Origin of the sequence: Streptomyces sp. NPDC049627 (genome assembly GCF_044465645.1) — a bacterium.
Lineage (GTDB): Bacteria > Actinomycetota > Actinomycetes > Streptomycetales > Streptomycetaceae > Streptomyces.
Genome location: NZ_JBITLW010000012.1, coordinates 296,133 through 313,356, shown reverse-complemented (window position 1 = coordinate 313,356; position 17,224 = coordinate 296,133). Strand labels below are relative to the sequence as shown.

Annotated in this window: 12 protein-coding genes; 7 read left to right on the top strand and 5 right to left on the bottom strand. The window is 70.5% G+C overall.

Annotated features, from left to right (window positions below; genetic code table 11):
- Nucleotides 1-74 precede the first annotated feature (74 nt).
- Nucleotides 75-2,357: an alpha-xylosidase gene (gene yicI, locus ACIBU0_RS31305; RefSeq protein WP_398825121.1), complete on the top strand. Its 2,283-nt coding sequence runs from the start codon at nucleotides 75-77 to the stop codon at nucleotides 2,355-2,357.
- A gap of 275 nt (nucleotides 2,358-2,632) precedes the next feature.
- Here yicI and ACIBU0_RS31300 read toward each other — a convergent pair whose 3' ends face one another.
- Entirely contained in the window at nucleotides 2,633-4,102 is a 1,470-nt protein-coding gene (locus tag ACIBU0_RS31300; protein WP_398825119.1) for an APC family permease, read from the bottom strand.
- A 116-nt stretch (nucleotides 4,103-4,218) separates the two neighbouring features.
- The gene (locus tag ACIBU0_RS31295; RefSeq protein ID WP_398825117.1) at nucleotides 4,219-4,953 is read right to left on the bottom strand and encodes a FadR/GntR family transcriptional regulator; all 735 of its coding nucleotides are present in this window, start codon (nucleotides 4,951-4,953) and stop codon (nucleotides 4,219-4,221) included.
- Between the two features lie 770 nt (nucleotides 4,954-5,723).
- Here ACIBU0_RS31295 and ACIBU0_RS31290 point away from each other — a divergent pair.
- Nucleotides 5,724-7,178: an amino acid permease gene (locus ACIBU0_RS31290; RefSeq protein ID WP_398825115.1), complete on the top strand. Its 1,455-nt coding sequence runs from the start codon at nucleotides 5,724-5,726 to the stop codon at nucleotides 7,176-7,178.
- Between the two features lie 176 nt (nucleotides 7,179-7,354).
- Here the strand turns inward: ACIBU0_RS31290 and ACIBU0_RS31285 are convergent, their stop codons facing one another.
- Entirely contained in the window at nucleotides 7,355-8,095 is a 741-nt protein-coding gene (locus ACIBU0_RS31285; protein WP_398825113.1) for a VOC family protein, read from the bottom strand.
- 100 nt (nucleotides 8,096-8,195) lie between these two features.
- Here ACIBU0_RS31285 and ACIBU0_RS31280 point away from each other — a divergent pair, with 100 nt between their 5' ends.
- The 3 genes from ACIBU0_RS31280 (at nucleotide 8,196) to ACIBU0_RS31270 (ending at nucleotide 11,285) form a co-directional block, all read left to right on the top strand.
- Nucleotides 8,196-8,768: a PadR family transcriptional regulator gene (locus ACIBU0_RS31280; RefSeq protein WP_398825111.1), complete on the top strand. Its 573-nt coding sequence runs from the start codon at nucleotides 8,196-8,198 to the stop codon at nucleotides 8,766-8,768.
- A gap of 87 nt (nucleotides 8,769-8,855) precedes the next feature.
- Complete coding sequence (locus tag ACIBU0_RS31275; protein WP_398825109.1) at nucleotides 8,856-10,580, top strand: acyl-CoA dehydrogenase family protein; 1,725 nt, start codon at nucleotides 8,856-8,858, stop codon at nucleotides 10,578-10,580.
- 90 nt (nucleotides 10,581-10,670) lie between these two features.
- A complete protein-coding gene (locus tag ACIBU0_RS31270; RefSeq protein WP_398825107.1) occupies nucleotides 10,671-11,285 on the top strand; it encodes a GNAT family N-acetyltransferase in 615 nt (204 codons plus the stop codon).
- On the opposite strand, the gene ACIBU0_RS31265 is transcribed toward ACIBU0_RS31270, so the two are convergent.
- Nucleotides 11,269-13,956 carry a SpoIIE family protein phosphatase gene (locus ACIBU0_RS31265; RefSeq protein ID WP_398825105.1) on the bottom strand — a complete coding sequence of 896 codons (2,688 nt, stop codon included), beginning with the start codon at nucleotides 13,954-13,956 and terminating at the stop codon, nucleotides 11,269-11,271. The two genes, ACIBU0_RS31270 and ACIBU0_RS31265, sit on opposite strands and share 17 nt — an antisense overlap.
- Nucleotides 13,957-14,077: 121 nt before the next feature.
- On the opposite strand from ACIBU0_RS31265, the gene ACIBU0_RS31260 reads away from it, so the two are divergent.
- Nucleotides 14,078-15,190 carry a PP2C family protein-serine/threonine phosphatase gene (locus tag ACIBU0_RS31260; protein ID WP_398825103.1) on the top strand — a complete coding sequence of 371 codons (1,113 nt, stop codon included), beginning with the start codon at nucleotides 14,078-14,080 and terminating at the stop codon, nucleotides 15,188-15,190.
- 92 nt (nucleotides 15,191-15,282) lie between these two features.
- Nucleotides 15,283-15,642, top strand: coding sequence for a hypothetical protein (locus tag ACIBU0_RS31255; RefSeq protein ID WP_398825101.1), 360 nt, complete (start codon nucleotides 15,283-15,285; stop codon nucleotides 15,640-15,642).
- On the opposite strand, the gene ACIBU0_RS31250 is transcribed toward ACIBU0_RS31255, so the two are convergent.
- Nucleotides 15,623-17,110, bottom strand: coding sequence for a long-chain fatty acid--CoA ligase (locus tag ACIBU0_RS31250; protein ID WP_398825099.1), 1,488 nt, complete (start codon nucleotides 17,108-17,110; stop codon nucleotides 15,623-15,625). The two genes, ACIBU0_RS31255 and ACIBU0_RS31250, sit on opposite strands and share 20 nt — an antisense overlap.
- Nucleotides 17,111-17,224: the final 114 nt, after the last annotated feature.

Here is a 17,224-nt window from a genome sequence, read left to right as displayed (position 1 = left end):
ACTTCCAAGGACAGTCACCACTGGTTCCGGGCCCTGATCACCGCGCACCGCGCGCGGACGGAGGAATCCACCCGATGAAGTTCACCGACGGCTACTGGCTGCTGCGTCCGGGCGTCACCGCGCGCTACGCCACCGAGGTCGCCGACGTCCGGGCCGGCGAGCACCGGATGACCCTCTACGCGCCGGTGAAACAGGTGCTCAGCCGCGGCGGCACGCTCAACAGCCCCCTGCTGACCGTCGAGTGCTGGTCGCCGGCCGAGGGCGTGATCGGGGTGCGCGCCACCCACCACGCCGGTTCGGTGCGGCACGGGCCCGAGTTCGCGCTGCCGGGCGCCCAGCCCGACGCCGGAAAGGTACGCCGGGACGGCGCGGTGGTCGAGCTCAGCGCCGGTGAGCTGTCGCTCCGGGTGGATACCTCCCAGCCCTGGCACCTGGAGTTCACCGCCGGCGGGCGGGTGCTGACCTCCGTGGGCGAGCGCGGCACCGGCTTCGTCACCGACGCCGGCGGCCGGCACTTCATGCTCGGGCAACTCTCCCTGGACGTGGGGGAGTTGGTGTACGGGCTGGGGGAGCGGTTCACCCCCTTCGTCAAGAACGGGCAGGTGGTGGACATCTGGCAGGCCGACGGCGGCACCAGCAGCGAGCAGGCGTACAAGAACATCCCCTTCCACCTGACCAACCGCGGCTACGGCGTCTTCGTCAACCACCCGGGCAAGGTCAGTTACGAGGTCGGCTCCGAGTCGGTCGGCCAGGTCCAGTTCAGCGTCGAGGACCAGTCGCTGGAGTTCTTCGTCGTCCACGGCCCGACCCCGAAGCAGATCCTGGAGCGCTACACCGCGCTGACCGGACGCCCTGCCCTGCCCCCGGCCTGGTCCCTCGGCCTGTGGCTGACCACGTCCTTCACCACCGACTACGACGAGGCCACCGTCAGCCGCTTCGTCGACGGCATGGCCGAGCGCGGCATCCCGCTGAGCGTCTTCCACTTCGACTGCTTCTGGATGCGCGCCTACCAGTGGTGCGACTTCGACTGGGCCGACGAGACATTCCCCGACCCGACCGCCATGCTGAGCAGGCTCAAGGAGCGGGGGCTGAAGATCTCGGCCTGGATCAACCCTTACATCGCGCAGAAGTCGGCGCTGTTCGAGGAAGGCATGCGCGAGGGCCACCTGGTGCGGCGTCCGGACGGCAGCGTGTGGCAGTGGGACCTGTGGCAGCCCGGCATGGCACTGGTGGACTTCACCGACCCGGCCGCGCGCGACTGGTACCTCGGCAAACTCAAGACGCTGCTCGACCAGGGCGTGGACTGCTTCAAGACCGACTTCGGCGAGCGCATCCCGACCGACGTCGTCTGGCATGACGGCTCCGACCCGGAGCGGATGCACAACTACTACACCCACCTCTACAACCAGGCCGTCTTCGACCTGCTGCGTGAGGAGCGCGGCGAGGGCGAGGCGCTGCTGTTCGCCCGCTGCGCCACGGCGGGCGGTCAGCAGTACCCGGTCCACTGGGGCGGCGACTGCGAGTCCCACTTCAAGGCCATGGCCGAGTCCCTGCGCGGCGGGCTCTCCCTCGGCCTGTCCGGGTTCGGCTTCTGGAGCCACGACATCGGCGGCTTCGAGGGCACCCCGACCCCGGCCGTGTTCAAGCGCTGGGTGCAGTTCGGCCTGCTCTCCTCGCACAGCCGCCTGCACGGCAGCAAGTCGTACCGAGTGCCGTGGGACTACGGCGAGGAGGCCGTCGAGGTCACCCGCGAGTTCACCCTCCTCAAGCACCGTCTCGCCCCGTACCTCCAGCGCGCGGCGCAGCAGGCGCACACCACCGGTGTCCCGGTGATGCGCGCCATGGTGCTGGAGTTCCCCGACGACCCCGCCGCCGCCACTCTCGACCGGCAGTACATGCTCGGCGACGACCTGCTCGTCGCCCCGGTCTTCACCGACGACGGCACGGTCGAGTACTACGTGCCGGAAGGCACCTGGACCAATGTGCTGACGGGCGCTCAGGTCACCGGTCCGCGCTGGGTCCGCGAGCAGCACGGCTTCCACACCCTGCCGCTGCTGGCCCGCCCGGACTCGGTCGTCCCGCTGGCCGCCGACGACCAGCACCCGGTCTCCGCATGGGCGGACGGCGTCGAACTGCGGGTGCACGCCTTCGCCGACGGCGCCGAGCGCACGGTCGTGATCCCACGCCCGGACGGCCCCGGAGAGATGGCCCGCTTCGACATCCGCCGCGAGGGAGACCACCTCCGCGTCACGACCGACAGCCCGCACCCCTGGCGACTGCGGATCGGAGGCCCTGACGGCACCGTGCACACCAACGCCGCGGGGCGGGCGACGACCGAGTTGCGCTACGACGTCTGAGTGTCCCTCCCCCTGCCCTCAGCCGCACCGGGACTCCGCGTCAGTCGGCTCGCAGCGCATCGAGCGCCGTGAGGGCCACGTGCCCCGGCGGGGAGACGCGTCTGCGATGGCGCTGTCCGGATCTTCGGGCTGGGGCGAGCTGTCTTGCGCGTTGAACTCGTCGGCTCGGGCCGCTCCTTCGCCCGTCTCGAGCAGTCTTCAGGTCCGTGTTGCGCTGGGTAAGCGCGCTGCGGGGACATGCGCCCTGCGCGCGCTTCCACGTCGCCGCTGTCGGTTCAGTCCGCGTCGGCGACGATGGAGCCGACGCGTTCGGCCAGGGTCGGGTCCCGGCGGACCAGGAGGGTGGCGTAGACGACGGCGGCGAGCAGGGCGGCGACCGCCGCGTAGGGGAACCAGTTGTACGGCGCGGGCTGGCCGGGCTTGGTGAGGTAGTACAGCGGGACCAGGATGGCCACCGTGCCGAGCGCGGGCAGGAGGAGGTGCCGGACCAGCCGGAATTCTTGCGGGCGGTATCTGCGGTAGTACAGCGGCAGGGCGATGTTGGAGGCGAGGTAGACCAGCAGGATCAGGATGGCGCCGAGCGTGGAGGACTCGGTGAAGAAGACCACCGGGTTCATCGAGCGGCCGTCCGAGCCCAGCAGGTGGCCCAGGCCCCAGCCTCCGATGATGAGCAGGGCGGTGGCGGTGAAGGTGACGATCGCCTTGTTCGGCGTGCGGCGGATGGGGTGGACGTAGCCGAAGAAGGACGGGAGCAGCCCCTCGCGTCCGGCGTTGAAGACCAGGCGGGCCTGGGAGTTGATGCCGGCGATCAGCACGCCGAGGGTGGACGTGAGACCGCCGAGGTAGGCGACGAAGGCCAGCGCGCCGAGGGTGTCGTGGGCGACGTCGATGAAGGGGATGCGGGAGTCACCGAGGCGTTGCACGTCGTAGCCGAAGCCGGTCACCGTGGCGTACGCGAAGAGGATGTAGCTCACCGTCATGATCGCGACGGAGGAGAACACCGCGCGTCCGACGTTGCGCCGCGGATTCTCCGTCTCCTCGGCGAGCGCCGCCGAGTTCTCCCAGCCGATGAACAGGTACACCCCCAGGGGGAAGCCCGCCGCCAGGCCCTTGAAGCCGTGGCTGATGTGGCTGGGCAGGAACGGGTCGAAGGACAGCCGGCCGTGGTGTTCCACGAGCGCCGCGACCGACACCACGACCAGTACCAGCATCTCCGCGCCGAAGAAGTAGCCGGCCCACTTGGTGGAGACCACGACCCCGCGCAGCATCAGGACCACGGCCAGCCCGGTGAGCAGCAGCGTCCAGATGATCCACGGAAGGTCCACGCCGGTGTAGTGGTGCAGGGTGATCTGCACGAACCCGCCGGAGATCGAGATGACGCCGGCCATCGCGACGATGTAGCCCAGCGCCGCCAGCAGTGCCGTGGTCACCGCGCTGACCGGGCCGAAGGTCTTGCCCACGAAGGTGATGAAGCTGCCCGCCGAGGGGTGGGCCCGGGAGAACTCCGCCAGCGTGTTGCCGAGGAGCGCGACCGCGATGCCCGCGGCGAGGATGGTCAGGGGAGAAGCCTCACCCGCGGTGGTGGCCAGGAAGGCGAAACCGAAGAAGAAGCTCATGGCCGGTCCGACGTTGGCCATCGTTGCGGCGGCGATGTCCGCCATGCCGAGGACGCCGCCGCGCAGCCGCTGCGGCGTGCTGCCGACGGGACCCGGCGGGGACAGCGGACCGGCTCCGGGGCTGGACATGGCGGCAACTCCTCGTGCGGTGTGGTGGCGTGTCGGGTGCGCGGGATGTCGAGGGTCGGGCGGGCGGGGACCGGGCGTCAGTGGAGCCAAGAACGCTTCAGTGGTGCCGAACGGCTTCAGTGGTGCCGGGAACGCTGGTGTGCCTTCACCGCCTGCACGGCCCGATCGGTCGCCCCCCGCCCGAGTTCGGCGAGCAGTTCGGCGTGGCGGCGGTTCTGCGCCCGTACCACCTCGGGCTGCGGTGCGGGCAGCAGCAGGCACAGACGGCCGAGCAGATCGGCGGCGAACTCGCGGATCCCGGGGCCGCCGAGCGCCTCCGCGAGGTCCAGGTGGAAGCGGGTCTCCAGCTCGGCCAGATGTGCCGGGTCGTCCGCCAGTTCCATCTCCTCGACCAGCGCGCGGAGCCCGTCCAGCCGTTCGGCAGGGACCTCGCCCGAACCGTGCGCCACCAGTCCGCATTCGAGCAGCAGATGGAAGGCGTCCAGGGAGGCCGCCTCCTCGGCGTCGTGCATGAGGGCGACGACGGTGTCCCAGCCCTGCACCAGGAAGGTTCCGCCCGCCCGGCCGCGCCGACGGTCGAGCAGGCCGTCCTGGCACATGCCCTCCAGGGCGCGGCGCACGGTGATCTCGCCGATCCCGAGCTCCTCGGCGAGGACGCCGGCATCCGGCAACCGGTCCCCGGGCTGTACGGCTCGCAGGCGTACCCGCAGTGCGATCCGCGACCGGACGAGGTCGGATCCGCTCTGGCCCCCGAAGGGGAGCGCGCGGACGTGCCCCACACCGGTGACCGAGGCGTCAGGAGCCGGGCCCGGCTGGTTGTACGGCCCGAACTTGCCCGCTGCATTCACCACGGCGCAACCCTAACGGCCTGCTGATCGCGGTAGCGGCCCGGCACGTGACGTCGTCCGGCCGGCCGGGGCCGGCCTCGCGGGTTCGATGTCACGCCGGACGGCATCCCGTGTCGGCTGCCCCGCGTGCGCCGCCCCGCGGGCGGGCTCGTGCTCGGTGCGTGGGCAGGACCGCGGGTGGTTCCCGCGACGACGCCACGGTGTAGTGCATGGGGACTCCCAGGGGGAGGGGGACCTCGCAAGGAGGTTCCGAATCAGCCCGGAAGAGCCGGAGGACGGCGCTGTGCGGGCGTCGCGAGGGGGCTGGCGGATCGCGATGGAGGAAAAATTAGAGCAAGGTGAACAGTTAAACAAGACCCCGGTCCGACCGGGCCCGAAGTGGGTGCGAGGGTCGGGTCGTCGGCTCGTCCGTCAGGGGACTGACCTGGGGTTTCGCGTCTCTGCTGGCCGGTCGGTGCGGTCCGTCGCCGCGGCGCTGGAGGGCGCGTGCGAGACGTGGATTCCCGTGGGGGGACGGCGCGCTGAGGCCGTGGCGGGCGTCAGGCCCCCTTGTTTTTTTAGATCGCCCTGAACTATTTTCCTGGCCACCGCCGAGCGACCGGTCCGACAGGCACCGCCTCGGAGGTCGCGGTCCACCATGCCCTTTCCGCGACCGTGATCGCCACCCGTCCCTGACCCGGCACCCCCGCACGCTCCGCCCAGTGGATCCACACGGCCACCCCGCTCGATCCCGCCGGACCCTTCCCGTCCCCACCTGCTCCCTGGATGCCGAGATGACAACACGCCCTCCTGTTTCCGCCCCAGATCCGGTGACCACCACCGAGAGCACCTCAGAACGATCCGGCCTGCAGGCCGGGCTGAGGAGCCGTCACCTGTCGATGATCGCGATCGGTGGTGTCATCGGCGCCGGCCTGTTCGTCGGCTCCGGCTCCGGCATCGCCGCAGCCGGTCCCGGCATCCTGGTCTCCTACCTGCTCGTCGGCATCCTCGTCGTCCTCGTCATGCGGATGCTCGGCGAGATGGCCGCGGCCAATCCCACCTCCGGGTCGTTCTCCGCCTACGCCGACCGCGCGCTGGGCCGCTGGGCCGGCTTCACCATCGGCTGGCTGTACTGGTTCTTCTGGGTCGTGGTACTCGCGGTCGAGGCCACCGCAGGGGCCAAGATCCTCGCCGGCTGGATCCCGGCGGTCCCGCAGTGGGGCTGGGCCCTGATCGTCATGGTGGTCCTGACCGCCACCAACCTCGCCTCGGTCAGCTCCTACGGCGAGTTCGAGTTCTGGTTCGCCGGCATCAAGGTCGTCGCCATCGCCGCGTTCATCGTGATCGGCGGACTGGCGATCTTCGGCCTGCTGCCGGGTTCGGACCACCCGGCGTCCGGGTTCTCCAACCTGACCGCGCACGGCGGTTTCCTGCCCAACGGACCCGGCGCGATCCTCACCGGCATCCTGATGGTCGTCTTCTCCTTCATGGGCAGCGAGATCGTCACCCTGGCGGCGGGCGAGACCGCCGACCCGCGGGGCGCGGTCACCAAGGCCACCAACAGCGTCATCTGGCGGATCGCGGTGTTCTACCTGGGCTCGATCCTGGTCGTGGTGTCGCTGCTGCGCTGGGACGATCCGGCGATCCTCAAGGACGGCTCGTACGTCGCCGCACTGGACTCCATCGGGATCCCGCACGCCGGCCAGATCATGAACGCCATCGTGCTCACGTCCGTGCTGTCCTGCCTCAACTCCGGTCTCTACACCGCATCCCGGATGGCGTTCTCGCTGGGCCGGCGTAACGACGCACCGGCCTCCTTCGCCCGCACCACCGGACGCGGAGTCCCGCAGGCGGCCATTCTGGCCTCGGTGGTCTTCGGCTTCATCGCCGTCGGCTTCAACTACCTCTGGCCGGACACGGTCTTCCAGTTCCTGCTGAACTCCTCCGGTGCGATCGCCCTGTTCGTCTGGCTGGTGATCTGCTTCTCCCAGCTGCGGATGCGCAAGACCCTGCAGCGGGAGTCGCCGGAGAAGCTGGTCGTCAGGATGTGGCTCTACCCGTACCTGACGTGGCTCACCATCGCGATGATCACGTTCGTGCTGGGCTACATGCTCACCGACACCGCCGAGGGCGGCGGCCGTGACCAGGTGGTCCTGTCCACCCTGGTGGCCGCGGGTGTGGTGGCCTTCGCACTGGTCCGCGCACGGCTGGCGCGGAAGGTACGGCAGGACGACGTCGTCCCGTCGTAGGACCAGAGGCGGTACATGGCCGTCCCAACCGGCCGGTGACGCGGCTCTGCAGCCGCGTCACCGGCTTTCCGGCTGCGCGGGCCCTGTGCGGCCGGTACGCCTTGCGGCGCCGGCAGTTCCTGCGGGGCGGCATGTCCCAGAGGGATCACGTGTCGGGCTCCCGTCACCGCCCCGCGTCAGGACGGGGCGAGGACGCAGAACTCGTGGCCCTCCGGGTCGACCAGGCAGGTCCATGGGACGTCGCCCTGGCCGATGTCGAGGTCGGTGGCGCCGAGGTCCCGCAGCCGGGCCACCTCGGCTTCCTTGTCGTCACCGGGGTGCGGCAGCAGGTCGAGATGGACGCGGTCCGGCGCGGTCTTCACGCCGGATGTGCGCAGGAAGACGAGATACGGTCCGACCCCCTTGGCGGAGCGCAACACCGCGTGTTCGTCGGCCACCTCGTGCAGGGCCCAGTCGATCGCCTCGCCCCAGAACCGGGCCATGGCCCGCGGATCCGCACAGTCGACCACCACCCGGGCGATCGGTCCGGTGTCCCGGTGGATCGTCCGAGGCTCCAGCACGCAGAACTCGTTGCCCTCGGGATCGGCGAGGACCGTCCACGGCACTGCGCCCCGGCCCCCGTGGGCCGGCGTCGCACCCAGACCCTTCAGACGCGCGACCAGCTCCGTCCGATGGGCTGCCGAGGTGGTGGCGAGATCGATGTGCACACGGTTCTTCGCTGTCGTCCTGGGCCCAGGGACGGGTACGACGTCGATGCCGAGGTGGACCGGGTCCGGCCAGACGAGGCCGCCGGGAGGTCCGACGTACGTGGTCACGCCGGCGCTGTAAGCACTCCAGCCGAGCGCCTCGGCCCAGAACCGGCCGACCGAGGCGGCATCAAGAGCCTTGACGTTCAGCATCACAGGTCGCAGCGCCATGCCGGCGATCCTATTTCTCGTCTGCCGTCCGGGGTGAGCCGCGTCGCATCGGAGTGGGGGAGGGTTGCTATGCAACGAGTTGCATAGAAAGATCGGCGTCATGGCGCTCGAACACGCGATCTTGGTGTCGCTCTTGGAGAAGCCGGGGTCCGGATATGAGCTGGCCCGGCGCTTCGAGCGGTCCATCGGCTACTTCTGGACCGCGACCCACCAGCAGATCTATCGCGTGCTCAAGCGCATGGAGAACGACGGCTGGATCGACGTCAGGGATGTCCCGCAGCAGGGCCGGCCGGACAAGAAGGAGTACAGCGTCGCCGACCTCGGCCGGGCCGCGCTGTCCTCCTGGCTGCATGATCCGATCGAGCCGGAGAGCGTCCGCCACGACCTCGCCGTGAAGATCCGGGGCGCCGCCTTCGACGACCCGGCCGCCCTGATCCGCGAGGTGGAGCGGCACCGGCAGGCGCACCGGGACCGGCTGGAGCACTATCTCGCAGGAGAGGCGCGGGACTTCACGGGGCCGGAGGCGCGCGCGGCCGCTGCGCAGGCGCCGCTCGACGCGGAGCGGGAGCTCCAGCACGTCGTACTGCGCGGCGGCATCGCGTACGAGCGGATGATGATCGACTGGCTGGACGACGTGCTGGTCACGCTGGGCCGGTTCGGTCCGGGCCGCTGACCGGCGCCGAACCCTGCGCCGCCCTCCCGGTCCGGCCGTCGGACCTCCCGATTCCCACCCCTCAACCAGCCGAAAGGCGTCCTCACCATGGCTGACCAGCTGCTGTTCAACCCGCGCACGTACGACCCCGCACACTTCGACCCCGAAACGCGCCGCCTGCTGCGTGCCACCGTCGACTGGTTCGAGGAGCGCGGGAAGAGGCGGCTGATCGAGGACTACCGGACCCGCGCGTGGCTCGGCGACTTCCTGGCCTTCGCGGCGAAGGAGAACCTGTTCGCCACCTTCCTGACGCCGTCGTCCGCCGCGGGGGAGGGGGAACCGGACAAGAGGTGGGACACCGCCCGCATCGCCGCGCTCAACGAGATCCTCGGCTTCTACGGCCTGGACTACTGGTACGCCTGGCAGGTCACGATCCTCGGCCTCGGCCCGGTCTGGCAGAGCGACAACGCCGCGGCCCGCGCCCGCGCCGCCGAACTCCTCGCCCAGGGGGAGGTGTTCGCCTTCGGCCTCTCCGAGAAGGCCCACGGCGCCGACATCTACTCCACCGACATGCTGCTCGAACCCGACGGCAACGGGGGCTTCCGCGCCACCGGCTCCAAGTACTACATCGGCAACGGCAACGCCGCGGGACTCGTCTCCGTCTTCGGCCGCCGTACCGATGTCGAGGGCCCCGACGGCTACGTGTTCTTCGCCGCCGACAGCCGTCACCCGGCCTACCACCTGATCAAGAACGTCGTCGACTCCTCCAAGTTCGTGAGTGAGTTCCGCCTGGAGGACTACCCGGTGGCGGCCGAGGACGTCCTGCACACCGGCCGCGCCGCCTTCGACGCCGCGCTCAACACCGTCAACGTCGGCAAGTTCAACCTGTGCACCGCCTCGATCGGCATCTGCGAGCACGCCATGTACGAGGCCGTCACCCACGCCCACAACCGCATCCTCTACGGCCGCCCCGTCACCGCCTTCCCGCATGTGCGGCGCGAGTTGACCGACGCGTACGTCAGGCTCGTCGGCATGAAGTACTTCAGCGACCGCGCTGTCGACTACTTCCGCTGCGCCGGCCCCGACGACCGCCGCTACCTGCTCTTCAACCCGATGACGAAGATGAAGGTGACCACGGAGGGCGAGAAGGTCATCGACCTGATGTGGGACGTCCTCGCGGCCAAGGGCTTCGAGAAGGACAACTACTTCGCCCAGGCGGCCGTGGAGATCCGCGGCCTTCCGAAGCTCGAAGGCACGGTCCATGTCAACCTCGCGCTGATCCTCAAGTTCATGCGCAGCCACCTCCTCGACCCGGTCGACCACCCCGCCGTACCGACCCGCCTCGACGCGGCCGACGACGACTTCCTGTTCCGCCAGGGACCGGCCCGCGGACTCGGCTCCGTCCGCTTCCACGACTGGCGGCCCGCCTTCGACGCGTACGCGCACCTGCCCAACGTGACCCGCTTCCGCGAACAGGCCGACGCGCTCTGCGAGTTCGTCGCGACGGCCGCCCCCGACGCGGAGCAGAGCCGCGACCTCGACCTCCTCCTCGCGGTCGGTCAGCTCTTCGCCCTCGTCGTGCACGCGCAGCTCGTCCTGGAGCAGGCCGCACTGGCCGGACTCGACGAGGACGTGCTCGACGAACTCTTCGCCGTCCTCGTGCGGGATTTCTCCGCCCACGCCGTCGAACTGCACGGCAAGGACTCGGCGACCGAACAGCAGCAGGAGTGGGCGCTGGGTGCGGTCCGCCGGCCGGTCGTCGACGAGTCGCGCACGGAGCGGGTCTGGCAGCGGGTCGAGGCACTGTCCGGCGCGTACGAGATGGCGCCGTAGGCGCGGCTACGGCGCCTGCGCAGCACCGGTGGCCGGGCTGTGCGGGCCCGGCCGGCGGTCGGTCGGCGGGTGTGAGATAGCTTGCCCGCCATGGCTGAACTCGGAACCGTGGCCTGGCCGCCTGCCCCGATCAGGACCGAACGGCTCGTGCTGCGCGAGTCCGAGGCCCGGGACCGTGCCGCGTTCATCGGGCTGTTCGCGTCGCCGGAGGTGGGCACCTACATCGGTGGCTCTCGGCCGCGCGACGAGCTCGAACGTGCGGTGCCCGAGGTGCCCGGGCGGCGCCCCGGCGTGTTCGTGGTCGACCTCGACGGAGCGATGATCGGCATGGTCACGCTCGACCGGCGCGACGCCGAGCGCCCGGGGCAGGTCCGTCCGGATGGCGGGGAGGCCGAGCTCGGTTACCTGTTCCTGCCGGAGGTGTGGGGACGCGGGTACGCCGCCGAGGCGTGCGCAGCGGCCCTCGGCTGGTTCGCCGACGCGCTTCCCGGAGAGCCGGTGGTGCTCTGCACCCGGACCGCCAACGACCGCGCGATGCGCCTCGCGGCGAAGCTGGGGTTCACGGAGGTGGAGCGGTTCGAGGAGTACGGCGCCGAACAGTGTTTCGGAGAGGTGTGCGAGTTCGGGAGTGCGGGACACCTGGAGCAGCAGGTCCTCCCGCCACGGCGCGGCGACGATCTCGGCGAACTCAACGGCGGTCGATGACCTCGGGCAGGGCCTGTTCGGCCCAGATCACCTTGCCCTGCGGTGTGTACCGGGTGCCCCAGCGCTCAGCCATCTGCGACACCAGGAACAGGCCCCGGCCGCCCTCGTCCGTCGTCGCGGCGTACCGCAGATGCGGTGAGGTGCTGCTGGCGTCGGCGACCTCGCAGATCAGCGTACGGTCGCGGATCAGCCGTACGTGGATCGGCCCGGCGCCGTAGCGGATGGCGTTGGTGATGAGCTCGCTCAGGATCAGCTCCATGGTGAAGCCGAGCTCCGACAGGTCCCACGCCTCGAGCTGTCGGGACACGGCGTCGCGCATCCCCGCGACGGCGGACGGGTCCGACGGCACGTCCCAGTCGGCGATGCGGTCGGGCGGCAGTTCCCGCGTGCGGGCGACGAGCAGGGCGACGTCGTCCTTGGGACGCTCGGGGAGCAGACCCTCCAGCACGTCCTGGCAGGTCTGCTCGGGCGGGCGGCCGGGATGGCCCGTCAGCGCGTCACGCAGCAGTCCCAGTCCCACATCCAGGTCGCGCCGGCGGTCCTCGATGAGGCCGTCGGTGTACAGGACCAGCTGGGTTCCCTCCGCCAGGCACAGCTCCGCGGTCTTGAACGGCATGCCGCCGAGGCCCAGGGGCGGACCGGCCGGCACGTCCGGGAAGGTGACGGTTCCGTCGGGCTGGACCAGCGCGGGCGCCAGGTGCCCGGCACGCGCCACGACGTAGCGGCGCGTCACGGGGTCGTAGATCCCGTACAGGCAGGTGGCGCCCACGACACCCGCCGCGCTCTCCGCCGCCTCGTTCTGGTCGATGCGCCCGACCAGGTCGTCCAGATGGCTCAGCAGCTCGTCGGGCGGCAGATCGAGGGCGGAGAAGTTGTGCACCGCGGTCCGCAGCCGTCCCATCGTGGCGGCGGCGTGCAGGCCGTGGCCGACCACATCGCCGACGGCCAGAGCCACGCGGCTCCCCGGCAGGGGGATCACGTCGAACCAGTCCCCGCCCACGCCCGACTGGGCGGGGAGGTAGCGGTAGGCGATGTCGAGGGCGCTCTGCTCGGGCATGGCCTGGGGCAGCAGGCTGCGCTGGAGGGTGACGGCCAGGGTGTGCTCGCGGGTGTAGCGGCGGGCATTGTCGATGCTGATCGCGGCACGGGCCACCAGCTCCTCCGCCAGCGACAGGTCCTCCTCGTCGAAGGGCTCATGCTCCCGCGCGCGCCAGAAGCTGGCCATGCCCAGCACGACGCCACGGGCCCGGATCGGTGCCGTGATGAGGGAGTGGATGCCGTAGTCGATGATCGCCTGGGCGCGCTCCGGGTCCTGCACGCGCCAGTCCGTGGCGGCCGGCACATCGCTCACCAACTGGGAACGCCCGCTGCCGTAGCCGCGCGCCTGGGGTGTGGCGGGGAGATAGTCGAAAAGCCGGCCCAGTTCGGAGAGGGGATGGTCGTCGCGGATGCCGCTCATGGCCGCGCGGCGCATGTCCGTCGCCGTGGGGCCCGGCTCCTCGCCGCGCAGGACGGCGTCGGCCAGGTCCACGGTGACGAAGTCCGCGAAACGAGGGATGGGGACGCGTGCCAACTCGTCGGCGGTGCGCAGCACGTCCAGGCTCGTACCGATGCGGAGTCCGGCGTCGTACAGCAGCCTGAGCCGCTCCCGTGCCACCTCCGCCCGGCCGGTCACCGTCTGCAGCTCGGTGGAGTCACGCAGCGTCACGACCGTTCCCTTGGGGCCTCCCCTGCGGTCCGTGGGCCGCTGGTTGACGGCGAGCAGCCGCTCTCCGGCGAGGTGCACCTCATCGGTGGCCTCGCGTCCGGAGGCGAGCAGTGCCTTCGTCTCGGGGTCGAGGCCCGGCAGGTCCGAGACCAGCCGTCCCTCGACGTCCGGGGGCAGCTCCAGCAGTCGTCTGGCCTCGTCGTTCGCCAGGATCAGCCGCCCGTCGGAGGCCACGATCAGCACACCTTCCCGAACGGAGTGGAGCACCGTGTCGTGGTGCTCGTACATCAGGGTCATCTCCTCCGGGCCCATCCGGTGCGTCTGCCGTCGCAGCCGTCTGCCCACCAGTGCCGTCACGCCGGTGGACAACGCGAGCGCTCCGGCCCCGGCACCCAGGATGATCGGTAGTTGCCGGTCCACCTGACTTTCGACGTTCTTGACCTTCAGCCCGGCCGAGACGAGGGCCACCACCTTGCCGTCGTTGTCCTTGATCGGAACCGTGGACTGCACCTCGCGACCGAGCGGGCCGTTGACGCTCTCCACGTAGACCTTCCCCGCCAGCGACGGCCCGATCTCGCCCACGAACCGCTTTCCGATCCGGTCCGGCAAGGGGTGCGTGTACCGGATGCCCTTGGTGTCCATGACCACGATGAAGTCGACGCCGGCGGCGCGGCGCGCCGCCTCGGTGAGCGGCTGGAGAATCTTGCTCGGATCCGGGGTCTGCAGTGCCTCCAGGACGCCTGGTGAGTGCGCGAAGGTCTGTGCCACGGCCGTGGAGCGGCGCCTGGCCTCGGCGCTGGTGTCCCGCTGCGACTGCAGGACGAGAGCGAAGACGGCGCAGGCGACGAGCAGCACGACCAGGGCCACCTGGAAGACCAGCACCTGCCCGGCCACGCTCCGCGTGCTCTTGCTGATCAGGTGCTTGACCGAGAGGTGACGAAAACGGGCGAAGCGATTCGCCATGCGACCTTTCTAACACCGGTGATCCCGAGCGGCCAGGGCCCGACCGATCCTGGCCGGGCTGAGCTCGGTGATCCTTTCGTGCTTGATGCCTGCTTAGCCCGATATGATGCATTTTGTGATCATGTCTGCACGGCTGTGGCGCCGTCGCCCCGCCTACAGCGGCCGATGGGAAGCTGCCCGGCTGTCGCCCGTGGTCCTGACCGTCCTCATCGCCGGCCTGGCGTTCGCGACCCCCAGGGAGATCGCCGTCAGCCGGCTGCTGCCCGCCGCGCCCGCGCTCGCCGCCGCGATGTGGCCCGTGCTCCCCACGATGCTGCTGGGCGCGTTCTGCCTGCTGACCATGATCGTCCTCAGTTTCTTCTACACCGACCTGGGGACGCAGTACACCTCGGCCGCGATCGTCGCGGTCACCTTGGCGGCCGCCTACGCGAGTCATGTCCGGCACCAGCGAGAGGAAATACTCTTCCAGGTCCGGCTCGTGGCAGACGCGGCCCAGAAGGTGCTGCTGCGCCCGCTGCCCCGCCGCATCGACGACATCGAGATCGAGTCGCTGTATCTGGCGGCCCAGGAGCAGGCACGCATCGGCGGCGATTTCTATGAGGCGATCGGTACGCCGCACGGGGTCCGGCTGCTCATCGGCGACGTACGGGGCAAGGGCCTGTCCGCGGTGGGGGCGGCCTCGGCGGTGATCGGCTGCTTCCGGGAGGCCGCGTACGACGAGCCCGACCTGCAGGGCGTCATCCAGCGCCTGGAGACCACCGTCACGCGCCACAGCACCGCGTTTCCCGTCCCGGACCAGCCCGAGCACTTCGCCACCGCCCTCCTCGCCGAGATCCCGTACGGCGGCGGGCATGTACGCCTTCTCAACTGCGGGCACCCCCCGCCGCTGATCGCGCACTGCGGGAAGGTCCGGGTCCTGGAGCCCGCCGTCGCATCCCCGCCCCTCAACCTCGCGGCGCTCATCGGCCACCGCTACTGGGTCGACATGGTCGCCTTCGCCCCGGGGGACCAGTTGCTGCTCTACACGGACGGCGTATCGGAGACCCGGGACCACGCGGGACAGTTCTTCCCGCTGTCGGACTGGATGCGACGGCAGGCCCTGGAGCAGCCCCGCGAGCTGCTCGACCAGCTGCACCGGGATCTGCTCCAGCACAGCGGCGGACGACTCGACGACGACATCGCGGCCCTCGCACTGAGGTGCTCGACGCGCAGGACGGGGGAGCCGCCGCCATAGCGGCACCCGTACGGCGCGCCTTGTGCGGCGGTGCGGCAGGAGAAGGAGGTGGCCCAGCGTCGCGCCGGCGGTGCTGTTGACCGCTCGCCGGGGTGCCCGAGTCGGCGGTGCGGGTGAAGGTGCCGTTGGCGGAACCGGCCGGCCGCCGCCCGGCCGGGTGCGACCGGCTGTCGTATCCGCGCTACCGCGCCGCCCACGGGCCGGACGCCGACTCCGGCGGGGACCGGATCCTCGTCGCCCAGACGATCCGTGAGCGGATGGAGCAGACCCGGACCGGCCCGGGCCGGCTGTCCGTCGAGGAGCGCGCCGAGCTCTTCCGACTGCTGACGTTCGTCTTTCCGCGCCGGCATGTCCCCCGGGCAGGGCTGCCCGAGTGCCGGGGACGCATCAGGCATGGCCACGCGTCACCCGGCCGACTCGATCACATCGGCGTCACCCCGCGGGCGCGCTGATCTCCCTCTTGAGGATCTTGCCGCTGGGGCCGGTCGGCAGTGCGTCCACGAGCCACACCTCGCGCGGGTACTTGTACGCCGCCACCCGCTCCTTGACGAACTGCCGCAGCTCGTCGGGCGTGGCCTGGGCCTTCGGGCGCAGCACCACCGCGGCGGCGATCTCCTCGCCCAGGTGCGCGTCGGCCACGCCCACCACCGCGGCCAGCGCCACGGCCGGGTGCTCGTGGAGCACCTCCTCGATCTCGCGCGGGTAGACGTTGTAGCCGCCGCGGATGATCATGTCCTTCTTGCGGTCGACGATGTAGAAGTAACCGTCCTCGTCCTGGCGCGCGAGGTCGCCGCTGCGCAGCCAGCCGTCCTGGATGGTGGCCGCCGTCTCCTCGGGGCGGTTCCAGTACCCCTTCATCACGTTCGGCCCGCGGACGGCCAGTTCGCCGATCTCGCCCTGGGCCACGTCCTGGCCCTTGTCGTCGAGGAGCCGTACCTCCACGTCCTTGATCGGGGTGCCGATGGAGCCTGCCTTGCGCGGCCGGTCGGGGTGGTTGAACGTCACCACCGGACTGGTCTCGGACATGCCGAAGCCCTCAAGGATCATGCAGCCGAAGCGACGCTCGAAGCCGTGCAGGATCTCCACCGGCAGCGAGGCTCCGCCGGAGACACACATCCGCAGCGTGGACACGTCGGCCTCGGACGGGTGCTGGAGCAGCGCGGCGTACATCGTCGGTACGCCCTCGAAGATCGTCGCCCGGTCGCGGGCGATGGCGTCGAGCACGGTCTGCGGGTCGAAGCGGGGGATCAGGGTGAGCGACGCACCGGCACGGACGGTCACGCTCATCGTGCAGATCTGGCCGAAGATGTGGAACAGCGGCAGACAGCCCACGACCACGTCCTGCGCCGTCACCCGCTGCACCTCGACCGCGTTGACCTCGGTGTTGTGCCGCAGCCCGGTGTGGGTGAGCGTGGCGCCCTTGGGGCGGCCGGTGGTGCCGGAGGTGTACAGCAGCACGGCCACGTCCTCGCCGTCCGGCTCGCTCACCTCCGGCAGCGGCTCATGACCGGCCAGCAGGCCCGCGAAGGCGGTCGGCTCGACGGCCATGTGCCGCACTCCGGCGGCGGCCGCGCCCTGCGCGCCCTCGCCCGGCGCCTGGTGCCACTCGAAGAGCATCCGTGCGCCCGAGTCACGCAGGTGGTACTCGGTCTCCCGGGTCTTCAGCAGCGGGTTCATCGGTACGACGACCGCTCCCGCACGCAGCGCGCCGTAGTACAGGACGACGAACTCGGGAACGTTCGGCAGCATCAGAGCGACCCGGTCTCCCGGCCGTACGCCCTCGGCCCGCAGCAGCGCGGCGGCGCGGGCGCTGCGCTCGTCGAGCTCCGCGTAACTGGTGACCTGGTCCCCCAGCCGCAGCGCGGGGCGTTCCGGCTGCCGCCGTGCCGTCTCCACCAGGAACTGAGCCAGATTGGCCATGACCGCCTCCACGAACTCACCGTCGAAATCCGCCGTTCACGTTGACGACATCGTGCAGAGGTCCGTGGCGACGTCCTATGTGCGGCGGGACAGCGTCTGCCCACCCGGATTGTT